Origin of the sequence: Candidatus Marimicrobium litorale, from assembly GCF_026262645.1 — a bacterium.
Taxonomy (GTDB): Bacteria; Pseudomonadota; Gammaproteobacteria; order Pseudomonadales; family Halieaceae; genus Marimicrobium; species Marimicrobium litorale.
Window position 1 is genome coordinate 166,719 of the sequence record NZ_SHNO01000002.1, and the last position, 26,111, is coordinate 192,829.

Sequence of the window (26,111 nt, forward strand, 5' to 3'; positions counted from 1 at the left end):
AGCGAAAGCATCTGGGATGCGGCGCTTCAAATCAGAGAGGCAGGCCCAGAGATGTCTGGGTGTCCATGCAATCGTTCCCATTCTGATCACTCTGCGTCTCTTCACACCGTGGGGATTGGAAAAGGCCATCGCCGAGTGGGTGGATCATTACAACCACGGGCGCTATCACGAGTCCCTGGACAACGTCACACCAGCTGACGTGTTTGAGGGCAGGCGTAACGAGATACTTGATCAACGCGCCCCGGTGAAAGCCAGGACCATGACGAAGCGGAAAATACACAACCTGCGATTAGCAGGCTAAACTGGAGAAACAACTGGCAGAAAAGTGTCTCTTAGAAATAGGGGCGAATGGTCCCATAAGGTCTGACGGCGTACAGAGAGAGCGTAAACAAAAAAGCCATGAAAAACAGGGCTTTAAGGTCATTTCTGGATGTTGCTGGATGTATAATTGGTGGGGCGGCCTCAACTAAAAAATTTAGATAGATCATTGATATATTTAAATTAAATATTTACAAAAATAGTGATATGCCCCCGGATTTCATCAGCGCAAAGGTTCAATTGTAGACTGTGTCAGGATTGCCTTTTGTGCGGTTGACCAATGGCCCTGACATTCAATATCTAGTTGTTTACCTAAGGGCCGCTTTCACCTCAAAGCGGCCCCATTCACTATCTCTGACCCAGTAGTGGAGTGTGCTGATTCTAGCAGGTGCTACTACCCAACTTCGCAATACCGCAGTTATGGAAATTCTGGATCTACCAACGGCAAAGTCATCATTACGCTGTTGCGCGATAGGCCCGCGCCCTTATTGGGTTGGGCCGCCACGAACCGCGGGTCGGTAGACATGGTGATTAGGTCCGGCACGCTGGGGTAATACACCAGATTATATATCTCCCATTCATCATCAAACCCTAGTACCAGATGTTCCACGGAGCCCTGAAAAACCGGATAGGCACCAATCTCCTGAAATATTACTCCTACCACATCGTTGTACCGTTGCTGGGCTTCGGCACCGGTCAAACCTCGACTGGTGCCATCGGGGTAGAGCGCCACTTCTCGTACCGTAAGAAGATTCGAATTGTAAAATTCTTGCTTCTCGGGAAAGGGATCAACTGCGGGCGTTGCGAATACCGTTTCAATCCATAGGCTCTGCACCGCTAGTGTGGCCTGATGTTTTAATTGAATGGCCTGTTGATAGGAGGTGGCTTGAATGACGTCGAGAAAAGCCTGTGGGCTCGGGTAAGAAACTAACCTTACGCGGTTCCATACGCGCTCTTCGGTATTATTGAGCTGCCTGAACACGGCGTTATCAACTGCTAAACGTGCGCCAACCAGTTCCAGCTGACTTGCCAGCTCCTCACTATATTGAGCAAGCAATGCATCAGCCTCCGGATTGTCCGGATCGAGGCGCCAGTATTCCACCAGATAGAACGGCTCACTGCCGAGTTCATTCTCAATTAATGAAAGCAGCAAAGCTTCGTTTGCCGGCGTATGGTCGCTGGACAGTGACGCGGCAAGTTCACCTGCCTCGCAGGTTTTGTCGCAAACGAGTACATCCGAGCCGCTATCACTACAGCCTGACAGCAGGGCCATAAGTAGAAAACCCGAAACAGCGAGTTTGAGCGTGGTTTGTAACATACTTGGTTCCAACCTTTGTTATTCGTTAAGGGAAGTAGCCGTGCGGTGCACCCTTGAATGCCCATCCTAGTCGAACATCGATGCAACGATGCCTATTATTGGGGTCGGGAGCGGATGTTCAAATCAGTATAATCCAACGCCCGCTATTAGGCGAAAGCGGCCGTAAGCCAGTGCGTTACTAAAATTTGGTGGAGGCGGCGTCAACTGAAAAATATATATAAATTATTGATATAGAATAATTAAACAATTTAGAAAATAGAATATACCCCCATTTGTACCCCCCCCAATTTCACGTCGTAGATTATCGATGCTGGGTAGCACTCGGCGAACCCATTCATCATGCCCAGTTCCTGACCGCGTTTGTGGCTCAACTGCTTTCGCTTGCACTTAGTGTGAAACAACTTGTTATTAAGCGCATAAAAAGGCTGTAACTCGCTCGTGTGCAGCTGCTCGCTAGCCTCTAAAACAAGCTGCTTTGAACGAGAGTATTTTCATTTGCGTTGTTTACAGGCCTTCCACCAACAACCTCCAGAAAAGATTCCTGACTTTCTAGTGCGTCATCTAGTAAACCCCTACCATTGAGTGACTTAAAAAGTGCAACCGAGTGCGCTTGGCAGTTAATAGATTTTTTTGGGTTGAATTCAATATCTGTAAATGAATCATAGTCATCTAATTTTTCGATAGCCCCTTTGTTCTTCCGCAAAGCGTTCAAGTAAAGCCAATCATAAAATGCAGTCTTTGGCTCTAAAGCCCAGCTGTCGCCAAAAAACTCAAATCTAATAAGACTGCCAGACTGTTTAAGTCTTGGGTCTTTTTTGGCTGCAAGTGAAGACCCATAAAGTAGTTCTTTAAATGGCCCTCCATTTTTAAATACTTTACTTGCTTGAAAAGCTGTTTCTACGGTGAACTCGCGCCCTTGCTTCTCTGTTTTTACAGATAGGTTAAACGCGCTTAATTCTATTCCAAGCTCTTCAGCAGACTTACTAGAAATTTCAAGTGGGCGGCAACAAACTCCTGCTTCTACTGCGGCATGATGCAGCTCTTCTACGGATTTCATTTTTTGTGATGGTGCCATCCCGGGATGCCAAGTAAACTCGACGAATCTGGTTTCAACGAGCAACTCAGATCTATAGTCTGGCATGTAAACAGGTCGTTCCGCCATTATTTGCTCTCTAGGCTAATAAATACTTGCATGTAAATAGACCGGTAATTGGGTTTTTCAATTGCCTCTCCAATAGGAATAATCTCGCCGAGGTTTAAACCAATGGCGTTCAATGACAGCTGCGACTTCGTGTGCTACGAGCCAATCTGCATCTTCTTTATTGTCCACAAAGATGTTTTTGATGGCACGCATAGGCAGAATACTGTCACAGAGTGCCTCTGCTTGAGGATCAGTGGTTTCCGGTGGTTCCAGGCCCAAGGTTTTTCGAAGTTGCGGCAACTCAAACATGTTTTCGGCCCCTTTGATACCCGCCTCGGGCAAACAACCGCTTGCAGCGTTAGTGGGCGTGAATTGAAAGAAAAATTCAGTTAGCACCTCCGGATTGAACTCGATTACTGCCCAGCGGCGTTGCTTTTGTTCGGTGCGTTTTTTGTAAAACATACGATAATTGGGAGATGTCAATGACAGGCAATTGTATTCACGCATGCCATCACTTCGCTGGGCATCTGAAAAACCGGCTCCAAGTGCCATTTTCACTACTTCTTGCTCTAGATACTCTCTGGGAATGAGGCCATATCGAGCAATATACGGCACATTTTTCAGCTCTGTAAAATGCACAAGCCTCTGGATGCCACGGTTGGCAAGCCACTCTTTGAATTCAGCTGCATCCTGTTTACCACATGGCCGACGCTGTGCTTTTATTAGGCTCTGAGCAATTTGTTCTGGTTGAAACTGCTCACCACTAAACGCTCGAAGTATCAGTTTTTTTAAGTCACGGTGAAATGCAAGGTTCATTGGCGAAACTTACTCTCTGTTCTCTTCAGCACAACTAATACATCATGTTCCAAATAACGAGACTTCACTACGAAGCCCAGTGCAAGTAAAGCTAGTGCATAGATCGATGAAAACCAGAGGAATGGCATTGTTATCGGATCGAAGGACGGTTCTAGCCAGCGTTTGGGTTGTTTAAGCCACCGAATGTAACTGCGATTCCATGACGGTGGCATGTAACGAAAAATATTCAGCGCCCATCCTTCATCTAATTCGATTGAACCTAATTTCATACCTCGCTCGAAGCGATCGTTGGTGTTTGAATACTTTAATTGTCCTAGATTTTTTACCTCTATCAACAGGTGGCCATCAGTCGGTTCAAACATGGCGCGCCAATCGATCGAATTCGCGCTAAAGGAGGCATCACCCGTTGAGTTTCTTAATATACTTGCAATTAAAGCGTATTGGTTTTCCTGGACACGCATAATTGTCCCGTTCCAGTAGCGTGGATGACTAACCCAATTGCCATATGCATACGTTGTAGCTAATCCGAGTAATATCGCAGTTATAGCGATTCCGCTGAATACCAATGCGCGAGCTTTTTTCATTGAATAGACGCCTTATTGAACTGCAGCACACTTGCATTGGAGTTCTGCATAGATAATTACTTCCCCCAGTTCTTCTATGTTTCCCTCAAACTTGAGGCTAGGTTTAGTGTACATGAATTTCACCAGGCTAAGTCTTCGCAATTAATCAACAGTAAATTCCCCACTTTTGACTTCTGAATTCGCGGTTGCGCAGGCTACTGCCGATATTTGAACTTGTGCATAACAAAGGCGCGTAAATCACAAATATGTGCGGCAACGACTGTTGGTGGACGAAAGCGGCCGTAAGCCCCTTCAGATAATTAGTAGTCTGTAATTAGCCTGGTTTTGTTCCGAATGGTGCATTTATGGGGGTGTTTTGCGATTTGATAAAGTCTAACTCCTTGTTTCTCAATTCCTTGCGCGCTTCATTCTGTTGGCCACATATCAGTTGAATAACGGCCACTCCCTGTAATTCGAGCTGACTCTGCTATATTGGACCCGTTTGAACACGGAATAGGGACATACCGTTGGACTACGAAGCACTTAAAACTCGTCAACGAGCGGAGCGTGACAAATACCCCGTCAACCTGGGCGTGCGCGTCCATCGGGCCCTCAGCTGGTTAAACCGCGCTGAACAGTGCGAGGATGAGGATGCCCGCTTTGTTTTTCTGTGGATTGCCTTCAACGCGGCCTATGCCAATGAAATTGCTGATCGGGATAGAGATCCTGAGCAAAAAGTATTTGGCCAATTCCTGAAAAAACTGGTCGATTTGGATCAGAGCGACGTTCTTTACAACTTAATCTGGACGGAGTTTTCCAAGTCGATCCGTGTCTTGCTGGATAACCAGTTCGTGTACCAGCCGTTTTGGGATTTCCACAATGGTGTAGTAGAAGAGGGCGAGTGGAAGACGCAATTTGAGCGCGCCAAGGTCGCAGCCAATAAAGCCTTGGGGGCGCACAATACCAATGCGGTGCTCTCTATAGTGCTCTCGCGAATGTACACCCTGCGCAATCAATTGATCCATGGTGGGGCAACCTGGAATAGCAGCGTTAATCGAGAGCAGTTACGTGATTGCTCCGCCTTCCTAGGCAAACTGGTGCCCTTCATCATTCAGCTAATGATGGATAACCCCAATACCTTGTGGGGCGATGCCGCCTATCCGGTGATGGACGCTTCATAGTTCTGCCTTCAGGCCTCGCATGCGCCTGAAAACTGTACCTGTGCGGGCATACACTCTAAACATCTAGCGATAAATCACTAGGATACACACCCTACGACGTTGAACAGTTTGAGGTAGCGCCTGTATCCAAGTGCTACCTGAGAGCGAGCGAGGCGGTGTTGGCACTAGCCAACATTTTCCAAAAAGAGAGTCTGGGAGAACAGGATGAAGGCAACTATACTGATAGCAACACTCATCGTTACATGCAGCGCCAGTGCGCTTGCTGAAGAATACATCGGCAACAAGAGTAGTAACCCTTATAACGCAAACTCGACCGCCAACCCCTATGGGGCGGGCAGCCGCTATAACGCCAATAGCGTGAACAACCCCAATGGACAGTATGGCAGCCGCTACAGCTCGAAGTCGGCCAATAACCCGTACGCCACCGATGCGCCAAAGCTTTATGACAGCGACGGCAATTACCGGGGCCGCTTGAGTACCAACCCGTACGATCCGGATTCGACGTCCAACCCCTACGGGCGATACGGAAGCAAGTACTCCAGTGACTCAATCAATAATCCCTATGGAGCGGGTAGCCGTTATCGTAAAGACAGCCCCAATAATCCCTATGGCGATGGCATGGAGATCTATGGTCAGTAGAAAGGCGTCGTAGAAACCCTGAATATTAGGCACCTTATGTCGGTCGCGCAGTATTAATAGTGCGCGCCATTGCGCCCGGGTCGAGCATAAATTGCGAACATAAGTTACTATCGGGCTGCCTCCAGTCGCCCTCGGCATGATTTGGTTTAGCTGTTAGAATGCTTGCACCGGATGGTGGGTAGCTAAAAAAATACGAAAAACATGGAGGTTCCGCTTATTTTAGATGCGGCCAACAATGCTATAACGGAGATTGGTAAGTTCTTTGGCGGTCAGATTGCACCGCTTCTGGATTTCATGCAAAAGGCTGATGTCGGCGCTGGCTTGGCTTTTTTGATCCTATCACTCGGCGCTGCAGTGTTTATTATTGCGACACTCCTCTGGTTAAGAGATTGGTTGAAGATTCGGCGGGCGCTTTTAGTCTTCAAGAAGATAGATTCTCGCGACGATTTCGCGAGAGAGTATAGTGTTATCAACGAGGGCATGAAGAAAATACCGGGGATTGCTTCTGCATGGAGCGAGTTCTGCGAGACGATGATTCCGCCAAGACGCAAGGGTGAGCAATTCATACCTGCTGAGAACACGATTCGGCCACATGTTTTTCTCAATAGTGCAGAGCTAAAAGTGGGGCCAAGCTTTCTACAAGTTTGGCCCAATATATTTGTCGGTATAGGGCTGATGATTACCTTCCTTGGACTAATCGCCGCCTTGAGCGAAGCAAGCGACACGATGAGCACGGCCGGCTCAAACTCTGAGATTGTTCAAAAAGCGGTTCAAGGCTTGCTTAACGTTGCTGCCGCGAAGTTTTACGCCTCATTCGTGGCTTTGTTTATTTCTGTTGTACTCACGCTTTGGCTTCGCACTTACTCGACAGCGCTAAAGCGGATTCTTATGCGGCTTAACAATAAAATTGAACATGCTGTTAGATTTGTGACTCAAGAGGCCCTCGCTAGCAAAGCCAACGAGTTAATAGGAGAGCAGTTGGTTCAGTTGAAAACGTTCAATACGGATCTGGCAATAAAGATTGGTGAGAACATCACGCAAGCGATCCAGCCTGTTTTACATGAAATTACGCAAAATAACGAGCGAATAACGGATCAGCAGGTGGGCGCACTAAAATCAATTGGAGAGGAGGTAAGCAATAGCATTTCTGGCGCCAGCCAGGATGCAATGGAGCGAGTTACGGTCAGTCTCAATGAGGTGAGCGGCAAGCTAGCGTCGCTTGGAGATGTTTTGACTAATTCTCTTGCTGGCTTTGATGCGCAGCTTCAGCAAAGCATGAATACTTTATCAGAAGCACTCAAGACCACTATGGATAGCGTCGCAACTGACTTGGGAGAAAGCGTTGCAGGCATGGCACCAAAAATACAAGAAAGCCTTGCTTCTGTAACGAGCACAATGGATGACCTTCAAGGCAAGATAGCCGGCTACGCGAACGAAGGGAGTGCTGCGGTAGGAGCAGCTATTAGTGAGGCTACAGGTGCAGCGTCAACCGTTATTTCGGAGTCAGGCAACGAATTTGCACAAAGCTTCCAGCAGGCCTCATCCGGGGTGCTTTTAGGCCTTGACGGTTTGTCACACCATCTAAAAACCCTAGACGACAGTTTAGTGCAACTCCCTGAGAGGTTGTCCGCGGTGAGCGCGTCTCTATCAACGTCGGCAGATAGTATGTCCGGAGCCAGCAGTCAATTCACAAGCGCAAGTAGTGGGTTGCGTTCTGTCATCGAGCCGCTCGCGCAGTTCGCTGTTGAAAATCGAGAAGTCCTTGAGGCGACATCAGAGGCGATTAGGTCTAGCTCCGAAACGATGTCTGCTGGTGCCGAAAAGATTGAGGCGTCGGTGGCTCATTTGAACGAATTAGTCCAGCAACGGCTTGCTCAACTTGATCAGGGCGATGCAGCTCTAGAACAGTATATATCAGGCATCAGTAGCTCTACTGAGCGAGTTCTCGAGAGTATTGCTGGGTTCGTACAGAGCACGGATAAAGGTTTTGCGGAGTCGATCGGGCAGCTTGGAGGAGTAATTGACGATCTTGAGACAGTTGCTGAGAAATTGGCTTCGGCGCCGTCGAGCAACAGCATTGATAACTAGGTTTTGAGGGATAAATGACGTGGAGAGATAATCATCAGGATGGTGAGCATGAAGAGGAGTCGTTCTTTGTCTCTATGTCGGACATAATGGTGGGGCTTCTCTTTATTTTCATTATTCTTGTCGTATTTTTCGTGCTTCAAGTAAGAATCGAAGTGGAGAAGTTTGAAGATCTAACGGCTGAGTGTTCTGCCGATGAGGACGAGACAAGTGAGGGCGATGTCTTAGGCGCTTATCGAACTAAAGTGGGGAATCAAAGGACTGAAATTCTGGAAGGGTTAAAAAGCTTCTTTGCGAGAGAGGGTTTCACCGAGATTGAGATCGACACCTCGAACGGGGTTCTCAGATTTCCCGATGGAGTGTTATTCGGGAGTGGGCAGTACGAGTTTGAAGAGGGCACACGCACGGATGCTGCTGTGGTCACTTTGGCTAATGCTTTGGCTGAGGTCCTTCCATGCTCGGTTTTGTCTAAAAATGGCGTTCCGTTTAAAGCTCGCGACTTATGTGAGCATGAAGTAACAGAGTTTTCGAATTCGAATAACGCATTCGTAGAGGCAGTGTACATCGAAGGCCATACGGACAACGACGCTATTCTACCGGGTGGACTGAGAGGTGATGCAAATATCGACTCGAATCTCAAGCTTTCCGCTCGAAGAGCCACGAATACGTACGAGCGAGTGACGGGCCTTCGTGCAGAAATTGCGAACTTTTTCGGATTAACTGCAGTTCAAGATGCAATCCGTGTGGAGCCCGCTATCGCTGTGTCGGGCTATGGAGAGCAAAGGCCGATAGCAAATAACGATGATCTTGGCGCAAAAAAAATAAATCGCCGAATAGATGTAAGAATCGTGATGTATCAACCATATGATTATAGAAGTCTAAAATTACTCCGTCAGCATTTGGATGGCTCTGCGGGTGGCGGGGCGCATGATGAAATGGACTAACGCTTCTGTTACTGATTTCACTTCAATTGTCCTTCCCACTATCTCGGTTTGTGAGGACAGGGCAAGGGCTATGCAGTCATCAGATGCGGCGCTGGACAATGTTAGGCTTGATCCTGACAAAATAGTTTCGGCTATTATGAGCGATTCTGCCCGATTGACCTCGAAGGAACTTCGTGCGTTACCCTACTGTATCTTCGAATCGGAGTTTCAGCACCATAACCTTTCTTTTGCTCGGAAGATCCTGGAGCGTCTAGGTGAGAAACCAAACTTTTGGCGCCGGCTATTTAGGGCTTGGATTTTCCATTACTGCCCAGAGACGGATTTAGGTGATTTTGTCTCTGAGCAATTGAAAAAGCACCGACAACATCTTGTGCCTTCACAATCGCAGCTTATTGACCTGCTTGGGGTGTGCGACGGCGCGCTTTCGAAAAAAGACTTATTCGAGCACTTGATAGAAAAAAACGAGGCCGCTGTAGCATATGAGATAGGGCTTAGAGACGGAATTGGAACAACTAAATTAGCGGTAGCTGCACTCAACACGCTGGCCTATTACGTTGCAGAGCGCGATAACTCTGATGATCAAATGGAGCGATTTATCAAGCTGGTCTCGGAAGGGGGTAAGAAAGTTAGTAAAAGTTTGGAGGTTGCTGTCATGATCGGGGTCATTCGAGGCGGCGACAAGCTGGCACTTGATTCTGAAATGAGCAAAGAGTGTCGAGAAATCATCGAAAACAATTTCCCCGATCCATCTATCTACAAAAGCAAATGGCCAGCTGTGCCAAATTCATTTGGTGGAGAAAAAACCAGAGATGCGTGTATGCAGATAGCTCGTCGCTGGCGCGTTTTTCAATCAATAAATCTATTTTTTCAGGTGATTGACGAGACGATTACTGAGCCGGGGGTGCAGCACCAGTTCCCGCGAAGAAAGGCGTTTTGGTTAGACTATTTCAATCGGAACGTGGTTTCCGAGGCTTGGATTTTGCTCGGAAAAAAAGCGAGTGAACATATGGCCAACTTGAAGAAGCAGGGCGATGCTGAAATCATGAACCTCACCTACGGTAAGCTAAAAGGCGCGAACCGCGACCAGAGCGTTCTTCTTCTCAAAGTAGGTGCTCTGACGGTGATGGAACGGTCGCACGATGGTGCTTGTCGTGTCTGGAAATCTACCAACAGTTATGCGCCCAAGCTTCACAAAGTCAGCTATAGAAACGAGGAGCTAATGTCGGAGTGCGAGGATCGCATAATCCATGACAAAACGGGGCGCTGGACAGCCAAATTACACACAATTATTCGTAACAAGGGTGGTGTTAGGAGGCGGGTATGAGTGCGTTCGAATGGGAGCTTCAATCCTCGGGTGTGCGCCTGAGCTTGTCTCGCACCGCCAGACGGTATTTCTCCAAAAAGACGGTCTCTATTCCAGTGTCAGATTGGTCTGCTGGAGAAAATCCATCTTTAATGACAGGACTGGTTGCGTTACAGGAAGTTTTCCAAGATCTCTCGGACTCGGACCTTCTAAAGCCGTCCCTGTTACTACCACATGAATTTATCGCGGGTTTGAGCAATGCAGATGCGACTGCACTTGGTTTACCTACACCCCTCCCTTATCAAACCAGAATTTTTTCAAAAGGGCTACTTGCAGATAATAGCTTCGAGTTAGAAGTCGAATTTTTGGACCGAGAGGCAGAAGTGTTTATAGACGAGCGGGTTGGATCAATCGCTCGGGTTGGAAACGTATCTTATCGTGTGACCTCGCCGGTCTATGAATGTTTGAACGTGATAAAGTCACTCGGAAAATCACCGGATCAAAAGCTTGAAGCGATTGCTGTTATTGGCTCACTTTTGGGAAAAGCGAATAGTGAAATGGTTGAGCCCGATAAAGCTTTATCAAATATCAGGATTCGTCAGGCTTGTGCCTTTTCCGTAAGGGTTCAAGGCGAATTAGCGGATCCAGAACTAACCCCGATTTTGTTCGCGAGGCATTTAGTCGAGGCGGCCTCAGATTCCGGTGATCTGCTGAGCGAAAGCGAGCAAATTCTAGGCTCCGAGCAGAGTCATGATTTTTCCGAGCAGTTCCTTCGCGGTAATAGCCTGCCTAGAACGTTTCTTCTCAGGTCGGGCGAATACGTTTATATCGACCCAGATCTTCGCGATTCACTCGAGGCTCTTCGGGGTGTTTGTCACGCGAAGGCAGAAGTGAAGCGCGCGTTTGTAAGTGCTCCTAGAGCGGTGCTTGCCCAATTTTCCGAAAAACCTGATGAAATCGAGCGCAAACTCGAAGAAAATTTTATTGAGACCTCAGAGTTTTCTGACCGTGTGATAGGCATTGAAAAATGGGAGCCCATCGAACTTCCGTTTTATGTCCAGGAAACTAATGATTGGGGTACGGATATTATGATCTTCTCGCAAGAGGGGATGCAAACTCCTGTCGCTATACCCAAAGAGCGACTATCTGACGCAGCTGAAACGCTCTCAAATGCGATTGCGATAGGTGAAGCGGTTTGTAACATCGATGGTCAGCAGGTGATGGCTTCGACGCAACTACTTGATCAAATAAGAGCCTTATTGCCTGAGCGTCCGGACGCGCCGCTGCCCGAGCCCGCTGAGACTGAATCTGAATCCGTTACTCCGCCTTTGACGGGGCCTTTGGTGCTCAAAACCAGGAGCAGCTTTGAGGAGCTGGAATATGAGGCGGTGATTTCTCCAAGGAAGACCGCAGTGTCTGCAATAACTCCGCGGGCTTTGAAGCCATCAACACAACTCCTAAAACATCAAGATGACGGGCTTGCATGGCTCGTTCAGTGCTACAACGCAGGGCTACCCGGGGGCTTGATGGCTGATGACATGGGCCTAGGCAAGACGCTCCAGGCACTCGTGTTTTTGTCGGTCTTAAAAGAACAAGTCCTGACAGATGGCAAAAGACCGTTACTAATCGTTGCGCCAACCGGGCTGCTTAATAACTGGCTCAAGGAAATCGAGGAGCATCTCCTTGAGGGGGCATTGGGTCTGATAACGAAAGCATATGGATCTGCACTTAAATCACTTAAAACTGGAAAGGGTAGGGATACTGACTTCGGAATTTCACTTCTCGATGTTGAGCGTCTCCGTGAGGCTGATGTTGTGCTGACGACGTATGAAACTCAGAGAGATTATCAACAATCTTTCGCTCAAGTCCGTTTTGGTGCAGTAGTCCTCGATGAAATCCAAAAAACTAAAAATCCTAAGAGTCTTATTTCGCGGGCTGCCACATCGTTGAACGCCGACTTCAAGCTCGGTTTATCGGGTACGCCGGTCGAGAATTCCATTGCAGATCTGTGGGTGCTGATGGATGTGGTTGCTCATGGTTTAATTCGAAGAAGTTTGAAGGACTTTATCGAAGCATTTTCCGGTGATCCCGCGGACGAAGAAGTTCGCAAATCCCTCGCATCGCTGCATGAGGAATTGCTTGTTTCTAAAGAAGGCCTGCCCAGCCCCATATTACGTCGAATGAAATCTGAGGTCTTTGCAGAGGCCGGTCCAGACGGAAAACCCATGCCTCAGAAAATTGTGCATCCGGCTGATCGTTTTTCTCGGGAAATGCCCTTAAAACAGGCTAAGATCTATAGTCGCTTCGCGAATGAGGCTGCTGCAGGACAAATTCGCGTTGTGGAAGCGCTGGCTGCGTTTAAGAAGTTTTCTTTATCTCCTAATCCACCAGAGAAATGGTCTGCTGATCCAGAGCAATTCTCGGCTGATTCTGCTCGATTGAGCGGTGTATTTGCGATTATGGACTCGATCAGGGAGAGTAATGAGAAGGCGATCGTGTTTCTGGAATCCCGTGCTTTTCAAGGGCCGCTTGCACAGGTTATCAAGGAGCGCTACGAACTGAGGCGTCAACCAATGATTATTAATGGAGCCATATCGGGTCGCGCAAGGCAGGAGAGGGTTGATGCATTTCAGAACAGTGCTTCTGGCTTTGATGTGATTATCGTCTCTCCTAAAGCTGGCGGTGTTGGGTTGACGCTTACCGCCGCTAATCATGTTCTTCATATGGAACGGTGGTGGAATCCCGCGGTCGAGGATCAATGTAACGACAGGGCATATAGAATAGGCCAGCGAAAAGACGTGCAAATTTATTGCCCAATTGCAGTCCATCCCCAATTCCAGGAAAGGTCCTTCGACGTGGTTCTAGACTCCATACTCGAGCACAAGCGTCAATTGGCTAACACGCTGTTGGTGCCTACGGAAATTTCCCCGTCCAGTGTTTTCGATGAGTGCCTGAAAACTAATACCCCGAAGAAAGATTTTTTGGAAAGGTCGGAACAGGGATTATATGAGCTTGAGACTGGAGAAGATTTTGAGGCTTATATAGCATCAATGCTGAGTCATCATGGCTTTCAAGCGAAGCTTACGCCGCGCTCGTGGGATAAAGGCTGTGATCTTGTTGCCATACGAGAAGATAAAAAATTGCTTATTCAATGTAAGCAGGTAAGGAGCGACTGCACTCTCAAAAACGGCGTTGAGGAGATTATCAATGCGGCCTCATACTACGGTGATGCTGATAGTCTAGTGTTAGTCACGAATGCGAAGAGAATCACTAAACCACAGCGTGAGCTTGCAGAAGAGAAATCAGTGATTTTATGCTTGGGTGATACCCTAAATGCTGCAGGTTCAGGGTTGGCTAGTCGGCTTTCTTGACAGCTGGCGTTTCGTACATCGCAAGGTGTATCTGCTTCGACGACACGAATAAGCGAGCTGTCTGTGACTGCTAGCATCAGCCGATGTATACTGTTAGCTAACTACCATCAAGTTCATGGAGCTACGCCAGCGTGTCGGATAAGGGACTCAAAATTTGTGCCCCTCGGAAACCGAAATCTGCCCTTAGCCAATGTCCGTTTTGAGGTGAAAGAGAGCGTAAGCCCATCTATCCTTCGGTTAACGCTATGGCCAAATCCAAACTAAACTCCGCGACAAAAAAAATAATCGACGTAACCGCGGCGGTAATCGTAAAAGACAGTAAGGTGCTGGCGGCCCGCAGGGCGCCAGGTAAGCATCTTGAGGGATACTGGGAGTTTCCAGGGGGTAAGCTCGAGGAGAATGAAACTCCCGAGCGCTGCCTAGAGCGAGAGCTTGTCGAAGAATTGAGTATCAGCTCCAGAGTAGGAGCCTATATTGGCGAGAGTGTTTACGACTATGGCGAAAAAGTCGTTCGCTTGTTGGGCTATGAGGTTGAGCATACTGCTGGTAAATTCGAGTTGGTGGATCATGATGAGATCCGCTGGCTGGAAATTGATCAGCTCGCTGATGTGAAATGGGCGCCGGCCGACATTCCCTTAGTAGAACAGTATGAAGCCCGGTCAAGAGTAGTTGGTTATTATTCAACCAACGCCATCGAGTACTGCGAAGAGACCAGTGAATTTGATGTAGGCGACCTATATAGGCCGTTTCTAGAATATCTTTCGCCTGGGGACCATATTCTTGACCTAGGGTGTGGATCGGGCAGAGACAGCAAAGCCTTCCGCGAGATGGGGTATGACGTCACATCGGTGGATGGAAGCGCGGAAGTTTCGGCTTGGGCGAGTGCATTTACAGGGTATCCTGTGGCGGTGAAATCGTTTCAACAACTTGATTACAAAATGGAGTTTGATGGGGTCTGGGCCTCTGCCAGCCTGTTGCACTGCCATGAAGACCAGCTGCGGGATGTGATCCAAAGGATACTTGATGGTTTGAAGCGCAAATCGGTCGCCTATATGTCATTTAAGTGGGGGAAATCACACTCGGTAGATGGCCGGGGACGGTATTTCACGAACCATACAGACCAATCACTTAGGCAACTCCTGGGAAATGTCTCGAATGCCGAAATTCTCGAAGTCTGGGATTCTGAAATGATATTGCGTGGCGAATCTCAAAAGTGGATCTACGCCATTATCCGCAGATGTGGAGATCAGGAGTGAGTCGATTCCCAGAGACAGCTCTCACGGTCGGTGGAGATAATCCGTTTCTGCCTAGTCTATTAGAGGCGATCAACCATGCTGATGATATAGCGATCGCAATAGCCTTCATTCGCATGACGGGTGTGCGCCTCATACAGACTGCGCTGGAAGATGCTCTCGAGCGAGGTGCTAGGGTCAGAATGTTGACCGGAGACTATTTAGGTGTCACAGATCCGCAGGCGTTGAGATATTTAATGCTACTCCAAGAACAGGGCGCTGATGTAAAGGTATTTGAGAGTCAGGGTAAGACTAGTTTTCATATGAAGGCATACCTATTTTCCCGCAGTGGAACGGGCAAAGGCATAGAAGGCTGTGCGTTTATTGGGTCCAGTAACCTCAGTCACTCTGCCTTGGTTAGTGGGCTTGAGTGGAACCTGAAGGTCGATCAAGCGGAGGATTATGATCGATTTGCTCGAATTCTGAGCGAATACGAAACGCTATACGCCAATCCATCGTGCAAGACGCTGTCGCATGAGTGGATTGATGAATACGCACAGCGAATTCCAGATGCTTCAACAGCGCAGCCAGCTAGCGAGCCAGGCCAAGATGAGCAGATGCCTCCACCTGAACCCAATGCAATCCAACTAAAGGCTCTTGAAGCACTATCAGACTCACGGCAGCAGGGGTATCGACGGGGGCTAGTCGTCTTAGCAACAGGGCTCGGAAAAACCTGGTTGTCTGCCTTTGATAGCCAGCAAATAAACGCCAAGCGAGTGCTTTTCGTCGCTCATAGAGAGGAGATTCTCAAGCAGGCAGAGGAGACTTTCGTCAGGATTCGGCCCGATGTAAAAGTCGGACGCTACAATGGTAAAGAGAAAGAACTAAACGTAGATATGCTGTTCGCCTCTGTTCAAACATTGGGACGGGCCAGCCACCTTAACCTCTTTGATCGAGGACACTTCGATTACATAGTCGTTGATGAATTTCATCATGCCGCAGCTAGTACCTACCGCAAGTTGCTAGTTCATTTTGAGCCTAGGTTTCTCTTAGGGCTTACAGCCACACCTGAGCGAACTGATCAGTCAGATATTCTGGCCCTGTGCGATGACAACCTTATTTACACAAAAGACCTATTCTATGGCATCGAAACCAAGCTTTTGTGTCCGTTTACCTACTTCGGTATTGCTGATGAAGTGAACTACCAAGAGATTACATGGCGCAACGGCAAGTTCGACCCCCAGCAGTTGGAAAACCAACTGGCAACTAATGCCCGAGCAAGGCATAACTTCAGACACTGGCAAGAGAAGCACCAGAGTCGAACGCTCGCGTTTTGCATATCCAAAAAGCATGCAGATTTTATGGCGGACTACTTCAATCGCCAAGGCATCGATTCGGCTGCAGTTCACTCAGACTCAGACATGCGTCGCAACGAGGCATTGTCTTTGCTGGAACAGGGAAGATTGCAGGTCATATTCTCGGTAGACCTATTTAATGAGGGCGTTGATCTCCCAGCGATAGATACCGTACTGATGCTAAGGCCGACCGAATCAAAGATTATTTTCCTACAGCAGCTGGGTCGTGGACTTAGAAACAGCGCTGGAACTGGCAAAGAAAGATTGGTGGTTCTGGATTTCATCGGCAACCATGTCAGCTTTTTCAGAAAACCCGAAGCGCTGTTCAACGTGGGTGTCACGACTAAGGATCGCAAAGCCTTCATCGAGGATATAAGGGTAGAAAACCTGAATTTGCCTGCGGGTTGTTTTGTAAACTACGATCTGGAGTCGATAGACTTCATGGAGCAGTTGGTCTCAACCAAAGGGGACCTTCAGGTTGAAATCTATCGAAATCTGAAGGAATCATTGGGTAGAAGGCCCTCATTAGCTGAGTTCTATCGTGTAGGGGGTAGTGCAGGTACGATCCGCAGGGATTTTGGGCAATGGTTTGCGTTCCTGAAAGATGAGAAAGACCTTGCAGAAAGCGAAATAGAATGCCTCTCAACGTATGAGGATTTCTTGAGGGAGCTAGAAACAACCACGTTGGTGAAGTCCTTTAAGCTTGTGCTACTTGAAGCGCTTATTGAGTTAGATGGTTTTTCCAACCCGCCTGCGATAGCAGCTTTAGCGGTAAAGAGCTTTGATATTCTTCAGCGGCGCCGAATGTTACTGTCTGATTTGCCCGAGAAATATCGACAGATTTCAGAGATATCTCAAGATCACGATAAAGGATGGCTTAAGTACTGGTCTAGTAACCCTATCAATGCCTGGATAGGAGGGAATGCTTCTAGTGCAACAGCATACTTCCAGATAGAAAATGACGTTTTTCGCTTTCGGCACCCCATAGCGCAAAGTCACATGGTTACATTTGTTGAGATGGTGCAAGAGCTAGTTGATTTCCGCTTTAGGCAGTACGAATCTCGTATCGAGCAGCAAACACCTGGTGCGCCAGTGCTAGATCTAGGCACGGCATCGGTAGAAGTTCCGTTCTTCACAGACTTAAAAGTTGCTTGTGGGCATTTTAGGAAAAGCCCACACGACAGCACTAATATTGATTATCGACCCTTGCCCTCAGCGTATGGCGCATTAGACCCTGCGACGCATTTCATTGCTCAGGCCTCTGGGAACTCAATGAATGGCGGTGATCACCCAATTAGGAATGGTGATTATCTTCTTTTCGAGCTTTTGCCACCCGGCGGCGATCCTAGCCAACTAATGTCACATGAGATACGTGAACCGAGTGCGAAAGATTCAGGGCTTGCTGAGTTTGGAACGGTCATCGCCGAGAATCGAAAAGGTTACGGTAATGAATTCTTAGTTCGCAATGTAGAAACGACAATTAGCGGCGACATCGTCCTTGCTGCCCAAAACCCTAGCTATCCAGAAATGCCGCTGACACCAGAGATCGCGCTGGTGGCGCGACTAAAGGGTGTTATCGATAAACTAGAGCTACAGCTACATCAATCGTTTATGCGCGCAGATATTCCGCCGCTTTTTGGATTGGAGTTCAACAAGGCCATCTGGGAAACAGGACATGTCTGCCCAAGAAATACTAACTATCAAATCCTGCTAGTCACGTTGAATAAGCAGGGGAAAAATAAGAGTGAGCAGTATCATGACTACTTTATGGACGGGAACACGTTTCATTGGCAAAGTCAAAATAGCACAGGCCCGACGGGTAAGAGGGGAAAGGGTATAGTTGGACATCGAGCTCAAGGTAGCCATGTGCATCTATTTGTTAGGAAAAATAAACTTCAAGACGGTAAGGCGGCACCGTTTACTTACTGTGGTCAAGTTGACTACCAAGGTCATGCCTCTGAGAAGCCTATGAATGTGACGTGGGTGCTTCAAACGCCTCTTTCTGAATCGTTATATAGTTACTTTACTGGTTAGTAGTTATCTGAGCGGGGCAGGCTCGTTCATGATCACGTTGCAGCAGGTGATGCCAACTTGCAGAATTCTGGGGTATATATGGGGGTGTACATGACAAGCAGTGGTCGAATACTCCATTTTATTATGCACTTAGAGTGTGTTTTCAGTTGATCACATTTCATTTTAGAAGTCGGCGATTCACGCGGTGTCATGAATAAAGTGCGTTCTACTATTTAGTTTAAGACCAATCATATGCCTCGGATGATTCGCCGCACTGTTATCTAGATACAAGGAGTTACAAACGTAGTGAGGACGCCGAAGTACAAGTTTCGGAGCAACTTAACTGAGAAGCAGATGGAAGCTGACATTGCCAGTTTTTTTGGTTGGATTTCGGAAGATGCTCCTTTTCGCCTCTTAGACATTGATGAGCAGTTGACGGGGGCCGATAAAAAATATTTTGATTCGGGATTCGCGTTTTTCATGCAGTTCAAAGTTTCCCATGGTTTGAAATCTGTAAGTCGTATTCCGGTCTCGGGAAGGGCGAATCAAAGTAAGTTAGAAAGCGTGAGGGAGTTCCGATATGAGGCGGATTTAGAGGATGACCCGTCTCTGTATTTTAAGCTCCGGTCTAAGGCCAAGCATGCTTCCGACTTTCAGCATAATGTGTTGATGGCGCATGCAAATACAGGTCACTCTCAGGCTTTTTACGTGGCGCCTCTCGATATTGATCGAAAGAACTACCACAACAGGCTCTTCGATTCTGTGAATCGATATCGAGCCAGTCCCTTCACGTATGACCATAGAAAAGTGTACCAAGATAAATGGGTTTCCTATATCGGTCATGTTCCGTTTTTGAAGAATCATGTATCAATAATACCCCACGAAAGAGTAGATACTGATAATCACTATTACTCGTATTCGACTGGAGGGGATGATATTGCTTGGCACTCTGGGGAGGAGGTGTCTCAAATTAACACGAGATTGAGTGACCTGCTGGTTTCTGAGATTCGCCATTCAATTTTCGAAGGACAGATCATACCTTTAAGAAAACTGGAAGGTCTATTGCGAGAGAAGTTTGCAGAGTATGGAGATATACCTGTTGAGGATTTTCGAAATGATAATGAGAGTCCGATAAACCGCATACAAAAAATGTCCGCCTTCATTCTCCATCAGTATCGAATTCGATTAGTGCTACTACTAGCCAATGGAGATTATGTCGATTCGATACGACAGGAGAATATAGGCTAACAGTTAATCAATTGCTGTTACTGATAGAAGGAATGGCCAAAACGAACTAATACTAAGGTGGCCCAGAAGGGGCCGGGTTATAGACACTGTGAGGGGAAATTATTGATTACCGCCAACGTCTTCAACAGAGTTTTTTTTATCAAGGTCGAGCAGTATGGTACTGGAACCGTTATCGATGTAGACGGGAAGCAATATCTTGTGACAGCCCGGCACCTATTAGGAGAAAGCTACGAGAATCCAGAGCTGGATTATTTCCACGCTAATGAGTGGAAAGCACTGCCCATAAAGGTTGTCGGCATCTCTCGCACCAGTGCAGATGTGGCAGTATTCGCTACTAATATCACCCTTTGCCCAGCCAATCTTCCACTCTCTGTAGGCTCTAAAGGCATGGTTATAAGCCAAGATCTCTTTTTTTTGGGGTTTCCCTATACATTGCGTACCGATGGTGGCGATGCACTCCAGGGCAGGCCGTGCCCCTTTATCAGGAAGGGCATATTGTCTTCGGCATTCGACGACGGCACGGGTGATGCGAAAATCTACATAGATGCGACGAACAATATAGGCTTTTCGGGAGGCCCGATTGTTTTCCAAACTGCAGGAAATCCTGGGTTTTCTGTCGCAGGGATAGTATCCGGATATCGAACAGAGGCCGAAGACGTAATTTGTGAGGAGGGCGAACGAACAGGATGGACGGTAGTCGCTAACACCGGTCTAACAATTGGGTATGATATCGATGAGGCGGTTAAGCTTATTCAACGGAATCCAATAGGACACCCTGTTTAATACCTGTGACGATCGCTCTTAGCTGTATCACGTTATTAACGGGGTATCGGTGCCATCCGCGTTGGCGGTAGAAATCTCAAAGACTTTGGGTGGGTGTTCGGCGTAGAGGGTGACGGAAGGGTGGTCCATAGGCTGTAGTACTCTTCTGGTGTTTGTTGATAGGTCATTGGTGGTATAACTGGGGGGACACTCAGATAGGTAATGTTAATTAGTGAGCCATATCAATGAGATGTACGCCTCAATCAATCGGCTGTATAGCAATTGAAGGATGAGCGTCCCCTCGCACTTTGAACAGGCTCTGCTGTGTTGGTTAACATCAGCACAATAGATAGGGACATACCCTTGTCCAGTTAATGATAGATAGCTATAACACCGTGTGAGGCACCGACGCTCGTACGTTGGTAGCCATATAACAGGCGCTATTCTGTCTGTGTGACATATGCCTGAAAACTTTACCTGTGCGGGCATACACTCTAAACATTTAGCGATAAATCACTAGGATACACACCCTGCGACGTTGAACGGTTTGAGGTAGCGCCTGTATTCAAGTGCTACCTGAGAACGAGCGAGGCGGTGTTGGCACTAGCCAATATTTTCGAAAGAGAGAGTTCAGGAGATTATGATGAAGGCAATTATACTGATAGCAACATTCATCGCTACATGTGGCGCCAATGCCCTGGCTGAAGAATACATCGGCAACAAGAGCAGCAACCGGTATAACGTTAACTCGACCGCTAACCCCTACGGGGCGGGCAGCCGCTATAACGCCAATAGCGTGAACAACCCCAATGGACAGTACGGCAGTCGCTACAGCTCGAAGTCGGCCAATAACCCGTACGCCACCGATGCGCCAAAGCTCTACGACAGCGACGGCAACTACCGAGGCCGTTTGAGTACCAACCCGTACGATCCGGATTCGACGTCCAACCCCTACGGGCGATACGGGAGCAAATACTCCAGTGACTAATCGGCTCTCTACATCGTTGTTTTTTCGGGGTATTTTATGCTTTAGATGATAATGTGTTATCTATAGTTGGTGGAGGCGGCGGGAATTGAACCCGCGTCCGCCAGTGCTCTGCCATTGGCTCTACATGCTTAGACCCCGTTAATTAATTTAGCCGCACACAGCCCAACGGGCAGGACGTGATTAGCGAGCCCTGAAAAAGTTTAGCGGCTTGGTCCAGGACATAACAAGCTGCGATCCAGTTCTGTATGACAGTCAATAGCGCGGGGCTGGAACCTTGCTAAAGACCGCTAGGGCCGAAGCCACTAGAAGGTGTTAAACGGGCTACTTACGCAGCCAGTTGTGCACCGTAGTTGTCGTCGTTGGCAACTAATAGTTTGCAGCTTTGGATTAACGTGATTGGCTACCATCACGGCATGCACCTCAGGGTTTGCTACCGTCGTCGAATCCGAATCGCCCCCAGTGTGAAGCGCCATTATAGCGCAAAAAGCGCCGCAATCAGTGATTACGGCCCTAAAAGGTATTTATGGGCATTTCGCAGATATTCAAGGCCGCGCGTGGGGCGGGTTAGCCGTTACTGGCGGCCTGGGTGGCGTCGTCGCTGGGGCACATGCGCTGCGAGGAGCGCGCCACTGCCGATTTCGGGCAGATCTCTTTCTGGATCAGATCCTGTATGGGCGGGCAGGGGTTCTCGCTGGCCATGGCGCGTTTCAATACGCTCTCGGCCAGTATGGACAGGCCTCCGGTCATAATGGCGGCCCAGCCGCGCCACAGCAGGCTGGTGGCGCGGGGTACCACCTGGGGGTCAGTGAGGCTGCCGCGTACCTCGATTGAGTTGGAAATCACGTTACCGATGGACAGGCCCACCCCCTCGCGTGAACGGGATTCAAAGTTGAGCTGCATGGTTTCTTTCTTCAGGTTCATTTTGATGCGTCCCAGCAGGTTGGCCTGGTTGGTGCGCATGGCGTAGCCGTAGGGCGTTTCGCCTTTGCCTTCTTTGAATTCTGCGACCGTCACGCCGCATTGCAGTTCTGGCGTTTGCTGCTCGAACCCGGGCAACAGTGCGCTGAACACGGCAAAGGCGATATTGGACGAGAGCAGCGCGGTGTTCATGTAGTTGAAGGGGCCCGGTCCCAGCTCCAGATACAACAGGCCATCGAGATTCGCCGCCAGTTCTGCCGTGCTCTGCCCCTGGCTCGTCAATGCGACAAAGCCGCTGCGCGTGTAGGTATCCTTATCCAGAAGGCCGCGCACGTTGCTGAAGTCCGAGCGCAGCGTTGCAGTTGCCGGGGTCACATTCGAGTTGAGCTTAAGGTCTACCTGTCCCTGTCCGCCGTTGATCGCATCTGATTTCGCGAAGACATCGAGCGCACCTTCTTTCACCTCGGCGGTAAAATTCAACTCGCCCAGGGTAATCACGGTGCTTTTGAGGCTGTCGAGTGTGCCTGAAATATTGACGTCGATCTTTTTCAGGTCGTCCAGCGGCAGGGGGTCGTCGCTGAATAGCCTGTCCTTTTTCTTGCTGTTGTCATCCCCGCCGAACAAACGCAGTGGTGCTCTGAGCACACTGCCAACCATCCCGGCGCTGGCCCGGGCCACTTTACTGATGCCACCGCTCGACTTTTTTGAGCTGTCCTCGGCGCCCTTGTCGTCGACGTGACGGGTTTCCCATGGAACCAGGTCAATGGTGGCGTTGGTCAGGGTAACGTCCAGCTGTGGAACAGCGCTGTTAACATACCGAACCGTGCCGCGCAGGTAGCTGTCACCCAGCCGCACGGACTCTATTTCCGCTTCTACTCCCTTGGGCACGCGGCGCGCATAAATTTTTATATCGCGTTGCGGATTCTGTGTGCCGGGCCGCATTGCCTTGCTGGCAAGGTCGACCTTGCCCGACAGGTTTGCAATAACGTCTGACACGGTGCGGCCATGGCTGTTGAGGTTTGCTTCACCAAATACCGGCACGGGTGTCAGGTTGGGGTCGCGAATGAGGAACTGGTCGAGGTCCAGATTCTTGAGTTGTGCGTGCAGCTCTACCTTGGCATCTTCGTTTTTCCAGGCGACCTCGCCGCTGGCAGTCATGCGGCCGCCGTGACTGGCGAGCGCCAGTTTCTCAATTTTGAACAAATCGGCGTCGGTGGCCAGCGCCAGATCCATATCGCTGATCGGGGCGTCGCCCACGGTGAGTGAGTCCGCCTGAATGTTGAAATGCGCGGCGCCCATCTTTCGCAAGGTTTGCAGAAAGTTGGATTGATCCGCTTTTTCGGGGCTCGCGGGGAGCAGGTGAAGCAGTGCATCCAGATCCAGCTTCTTCGATGTCAGGTCAACGACAAGCCAGGGCTTGCGTGTGACGACCATCGATACGTTGCCATCGATATCCTGCTCTGCTGAATCCACGCTGAGCTCGGTGAGTGTCAGCCCCACGATGTCATCGCCCTCAATCACAAAGCGGCCGTTGCCGCTGAAGCTCAGTTGCTCGTTGTCGCGGGCTTTGCGTTGCCAATCGTTATCGGGTCGCACCTCGATATCCAGCCGGGTGTTACCTCGCAGGTTCTTGAAAATATCCTCCATCTCTGTGCCGGTGCCAGCAAATTTCAGTGTGCCGGATGTGCGGCTGTGCAGGAAGTTGGGTTGCTGGAACATGCCCGGCAGGTCCAGTCGCGTAAACGTCATCGCCAGTGAGTAGCTCTCATTATCGACGGTTGGGTAGTCCGCCTTCAACACAAAGTCGAGTGCGCCGCCGGTTACGCCGGTGCCATGTGCTGTCAGTGAGCCTTTTACATCATCGCGTAACAGATGCATATCTGCTTTGGCCAGCGACAGCCCCGGTGCCTGCACGTCGGTGATGTCCAGCGTCCAGTCCAGTTCGAGGCTGGGTACCAGACCGAGGTATTCAGGGAGGGCCACACCCTTGCTGGCGTTCTCGGATGTTGTGTCAAACAGAAAACCCAGGTGCAATGTCTCTCCGCTAAGATCCAGCGTCAGCTTGCGCTGCTGCCCCGTGCCCGAGAGTTCGGCGGTGCCCTCGAAGTGGCCTTCACCAATATCAACTTTCAAATGCTCGAGGGCGAATGCGCTGGGCTTGCTGGCCAGCATCGCCTCCAGTTTCACAGGCGTTTCGCTGGTGCCAGAATGGCTGCCACCCAGCTCCACGTGACCATCAAGGGAATACAGCAGCGTGCCCCAGGTGGTGCCTTTACCTTTAAGCTGTGTGCTGCCATCGTCCCAGTGCCAGTCGGTGTCGGCGAAAAAGGGGCCGATGCCGCCTTCACCGGGTTTGGCGTCGACTGCCGCGTCGAGACTGACCACCCATCCCGCCGCAGAGCTGCCGATCGCCAGCTTGCCAGAGAGGTTTGCCTTGGGGCCTTCAAGCTGCAGGGAATCTACGCGCAGTCCGTTTGCATCCATTGTGAAGTCGAGTGTCGTGTCGCGCACGGCCTCACCGTCGACCGCAAGTTTACCTATCTGCAGACGCCCCTTGTGCGACCACAGGTTCAGTGCAGGCAATGGCTTGGCCAGAAATGTTTCGGCGGTCGCTGCATCGCCGGGGGATTGATAGGCCGTTACAAAATCTTTCAGCGCATTCATCTGCAATTGTTCAAGCCGGCTGTCCGACGTGTTGGGTAAGCTCCACGGTGCAGTGCCCGAGGCCTGCACCGTCACGCGGGTGTCTGCGGCATCCAGCGCGGCGTCCAGCGTGTAGGCCGAGGTTTTCCCGGGCGAGAGCGCAGCGTTCAGCGAAAAGTGCGAATGTTCTGCCTGCTTGATCGCGCCCGTCACCGCAAGGCGCACGGCGTCGAGCGACAGCAGGGCATCCAGCGAGGCCAGCTCTGCTTTGTAGGCAGCGGTGCCAGCGGCACGCTCGTCATGCCACTTGATCTTAAAGCTCCCGTCCGCCTCGCGCGTCCAGTGCGCATTGACCACAGGGTAGGCATCGCCGCTATCCGTGACATAGCGACCACTGTCCAGAGCGAGCTTTTTGGGAATCCAGGGGTCGAGAAAATGGAAGTCATCGGGCAGGGGCTTGCCCGAGCTTGGCCAGCGGGAGAGATTCAGCGTCAGGTCATCGGCGCTGACATGCCGCAGTCGTACTTTGCCGACCAGCAGGTCTGTTATTACCACCGAAACTTTCACATTGGTCGCGACAACGCTGGGTTTCTCTGGGTCGCCCATCACCAGCCGTGCGCTGGTGGCGCTCATTTGCAGCAGGTGTGCGTCGATAGGGGCGAGGACTACCGGCAAGCCCAGTTGCCGGGTCAGGAGCGGGCCGAGCTGCTGGTCGAGCATGCTCGCCGCAAAGCGGTTGCCCCACAGTGCCAGTGCACCGAGGCCGAGTAACACAATGGATACGAAGACAAAACGTTTCACAGACGTAAAGACCTGACAGTAGGGGTGCGTCATGGTAGCAGCGCGCTGTGTCGCATGCCACGTTGCATTGCCGCTGGAGGGCATCCGTTTGCAGTGGCGCTGCGTGGTCGAAAGCACGGCCTGCACGCGGGCACCTGATGCGGGGCAGCCGCCGGTGGGCATCAACTAAGGTGGGTGAACGGAGCAAAAAAAAGCCGCAGTCGGCAAGTCTACTGCTGACCGATCGCGGCTTGTACTTTTTTTAATCGCCCCTGCGGGTGGTGGTGCGCACCACTGCCCGTGGGGCACTTTCCTCCATGGGAAAGTATGGCGGTAGTTACCGTATAACATTGTGCAAACGTTCCGTTGCGAAACGAACAGCCCCGATGGGGGCGTTCAGCCTTGCGGCATCTGCACTGTTAAATATGGTCGCGATCCGTGAAAAGGGCAAATTATTCGATAGACCGAGTGTGCATAACGTGGCATCGCTTAA

17 protein-coding genes and 1 other RNA gene are annotated in these 26,111 nt (G+C 49.7%); 12 read left to right on the top strand and 6 right to left on the bottom strand.

The genetic code is table 11. The annotated features are described in order from the left end of the window. The first annotated feature begins 16 nt into the window (after positions 1–16). Positions 17–301: an integrase core domain-containing protein gene (locus EYC82_RS17170; RefSeq protein ID WP_279250859.1), complete on the top strand. Its 285-nt coding sequence runs from the start codon at positions 17–19 to the stop codon at positions 299–301. A 435-nt stretch (positions 302–736) separates the two neighbouring features. Here the strand turns inward: EYC82_RS17170 and EYC82_RS17175 are convergent, their stop codons facing one another. The 4 genes from EYC82_RS17175 to EYC82_RS17190 form a co-directional block, all read right to left on the bottom strand. Continuing rightward, the gene (locus tag EYC82_RS17175) at positions 737–1,636 is read right to left on the bottom strand and encodes a hypothetical protein (protein WP_279250860.1); all 900 of its coding nucleotides are present in this window, start codon (positions 1,634–1,636) and stop codon (positions 737–739) included. Positions 1,637–2,096: 460 nt separating this feature from the next. Next, a complete protein-coding gene (locus EYC82_RS17180; RefSeq protein ID WP_423243924.1) occupies positions 2,097–2,798 on the bottom strand; it encodes a DarT1-associated NADAR antitoxin family protein in 702 nt (233 codons plus the stop codon). A gap of 57 nt (positions 2,799–2,855) precedes the next feature. Further along, complete coding sequence (locus EYC82_RS17185) at positions 2,856–3,593, bottom strand: DarT ssDNA thymidine ADP-ribosyltransferase family protein (RefSeq protein WP_279250862.1); 738 nt, start codon at positions 3,591–3,593, stop codon at positions 2,856–2,858. Continuing rightward, the gene (locus EYC82_RS17190; protein ID WP_279250863.1) at positions 3,590–4,177 is read right to left on the bottom strand and encodes a hypothetical protein; all 588 of its coding nucleotides are present in this window, start codon (positions 4,175–4,177) and stop codon (positions 3,590–3,592) included. The genes EYC82_RS17185 and EYC82_RS17190 overlap by 4 nt, the downstream gene beginning before the upstream one ends. A gap of 506 nt (positions 4,178–4,683) precedes the next feature. Between EYC82_RS17190 and EYC82_RS17195 the strand changes: the two genes are divergently transcribed. The 11 genes from EYC82_RS17195 (at position 4,684) to EYC82_RS17245 (ending at position 21,277) form a co-directional block, all read left to right on the top strand. Continuing rightward, positions 4,684–5,337 (top strand): HEPN domain-containing protein, encoded by a 654-nt coding sequence (locus EYC82_RS17195; protein ID WP_279250864.1) that lies wholly within the window; start codon positions 4,684–4,686, stop codon positions 5,335–5,337. Between the two features lie 204 nt (positions 5,338–5,541). After that, positions 5,542–5,976, top strand: coding sequence for a hypothetical protein (locus tag EYC82_RS17200; RefSeq protein ID WP_279250865.1), 435 nt, complete (start codon positions 5,542–5,544; stop codon positions 5,974–5,976). Positions 5,977–6,177: 201 nt separating this feature from the next. After that, positions 6,178–8,064 (top strand): hypothetical protein, encoded by a 1,887-nt coding sequence (locus tag EYC82_RS17205; RefSeq protein ID WP_279250866.1) that lies wholly within the window; start codon positions 6,178–6,180, stop codon positions 8,062–8,064. Positions 8,065–8,078: 14 nt separating this feature from the next. Next, positions 8,079–9,005, top strand: a complete 927-nt coding sequence (locus tag EYC82_RS17210) for an OmpA/MotB family protein (protein WP_279250867.1) — start codon at positions 8,079–8,081, stop codon at positions 9,003–9,005. Further along, positions 8,989–10,329 (top strand): EH signature domain-containing protein, encoded by a 1,341-nt coding sequence (locus EYC82_RS17215; protein WP_279250868.1) that lies wholly within the window; start codon positions 8,989–8,991, stop codon positions 10,327–10,329. Before EYC82_RS17210 ends, EYC82_RS17215 begins: the two co-directional genes overlap by 17 nt. Then, positions 10,326–13,679, top strand: coding sequence for an SNF2-related protein (locus EYC82_RS17220; RefSeq protein ID WP_279250869.1), 3,354 nt, complete (start codon positions 10,326–10,328; stop codon positions 13,677–13,679). Before EYC82_RS17215 ends, EYC82_RS17220 begins: the two co-directional genes overlap by 4 nt. 245 nt (positions 13,680–13,924) lie before the next feature. Further along, positions 13,925–14,935, top strand: a complete 1,011-nt coding sequence (locus EYC82_RS17225) for an NUDIX domain-containing protein (RefSeq protein WP_279250870.1) — start codon at positions 13,925–13,927, stop codon at positions 14,933–14,935. Next, entirely contained in the window at positions 14,932–18,300 is a 3,369-nt protein-coding gene (locus EYC82_RS17230) for a DUF3427 domain-containing protein (RefSeq protein WP_279250871.1), read from the top strand. Before EYC82_RS17225 ends, EYC82_RS17230 begins: the two co-directional genes overlap by 4 nt. Before the next feature lie 333 nt (positions 18,301–18,633). Beyond that, positions 18,634–19,527 carry a hypothetical protein gene (locus EYC82_RS17235; protein ID WP_279250872.1) on the top strand — a complete coding sequence of 298 codons (894 nt, stop codon included), beginning with the start codon at positions 18,634–18,636 and terminating at the stop codon, positions 19,525–19,527. Between the two features lie 102 nt (positions 19,528–19,629). Then, positions 19,630–20,310, top strand: a complete 681-nt coding sequence (locus EYC82_RS17240; protein WP_279250873.1) for a S1 family peptidase — start codon at positions 19,630–19,632, stop codon at positions 20,308–20,310. Between the two features lie 622 nt (positions 20,311–20,932). Next, a complete protein-coding gene (locus EYC82_RS17245; protein WP_279250874.1) occupies positions 20,933–21,277 on the top strand; it encodes a hypothetical protein in 345 nt (114 codons plus the stop codon). 67 nt (positions 21,278–21,344) lie between these two features. On the opposite strand, the gene ssrA is transcribed toward EYC82_RS17245, so the two are convergent. Together ssrA and EYC82_RS17255 are read right to left on the bottom strand one after the other, a co-directional pair. Next, positions 21,345–21,735, bottom strand: a transfer-messenger RNA (tmRNA) gene (gene ssrA, locus EYC82_RS17250). Positions 21,736–21,841: 106 nt separating this feature from the next. Further along, positions 21,842–25,765 (bottom strand): AsmA family protein, encoded by a 3,924-nt coding sequence (locus tag EYC82_RS17255; protein ID WP_279250875.1) that lies wholly within the window; start codon positions 25,763–25,765, stop codon positions 21,842–21,844. Positions 25,766–26,111 lie beyond the last annotated feature (346 nt).

Excerpts from the sequence above, each read along its gene's own strand:
- EYC82_RS17170 (WP_279250859.1), top strand. The coding sequence starts at position 17 with ATGCGGCGCTTCAAATCAGAGAGGCAGGCCCAGAGATGTCTGGGTGTC.
- EYC82_RS17175 (WP_279250860.1), bottom strand. The coding sequence starts at position 1,636 with ATGTTACAAACCACGCTCAAACTCGCTGTTTCGGGTTTTCTACTTATG.
- EYC82_RS17180 (WP_423243924.1), bottom strand. The coding sequence starts at position 2,798 with ATGGCGGAACGACCTGTTTACATGCCAGACTATAGATCTGAGTTGCTC.
- EYC82_RS17185 (WP_279250862.1), bottom strand. The coding sequence starts at position 3,593 with ATGAACCTTGCATTTCACCGTGACTTAAAAAAACTGATACTTCGAGCG.
- EYC82_RS17190 (WP_279250863.1), bottom strand. The coding sequence starts at position 4,177 with ATGAAAAAAGCTCGCGCATTGGTATTCAGCGGAATCGCTATAACTGCG.
- EYC82_RS17200 (WP_279250865.1), top strand. The coding sequence starts at position 5,542 with ATGAAGGCAACTATACTGATAGCAACACTCATCGTTACATGCAGCGCC.
- EYC82_RS17205 (WP_279250866.1), top strand. The coding sequence starts at position 6,178 with ATGGAGGTTCCGCTTATTTTAGATGCGGCCAACAATGCTATAACGGAG.
- EYC82_RS17210 (WP_279250867.1), top strand. The coding sequence starts at position 8,079 with ATGACGTGGAGAGATAATCATCAGGATGGTGAGCATGAAGAGGAGTCG.
- EYC82_RS17215 (WP_279250868.1), top strand. The coding sequence starts at position 8,989 with ATGATGAAATGGACTAACGCTTCTGTTACTGATTTCACTTCAATTGTC.
- EYC82_RS17220 (WP_279250869.1), top strand. The coding sequence starts at position 10,326 with ATGAGTGCGTTCGAATGGGAGCTTCAATCCTCGGGTGTGCGCCTGAGC.
- EYC82_RS17225 (WP_279250870.1), top strand. The coding sequence starts at position 13,925 with ATGGCCAAATCCAAACTAAACTCCGCGACAAAAAAAATAATCGACGTA.
- EYC82_RS17235 (WP_279250872.1), top strand. The coding sequence starts at position 18,634 with ATGGAAGCTGACATTGCCAGTTTTTTTGGTTGGATTTCGGAAGATGCT.
- EYC82_RS17245 (WP_279250874.1), top strand. The coding sequence starts at position 20,933 with ATGAAGGCAATTATACTGATAGCAACATTCATCGCTACATGTGGCGCC.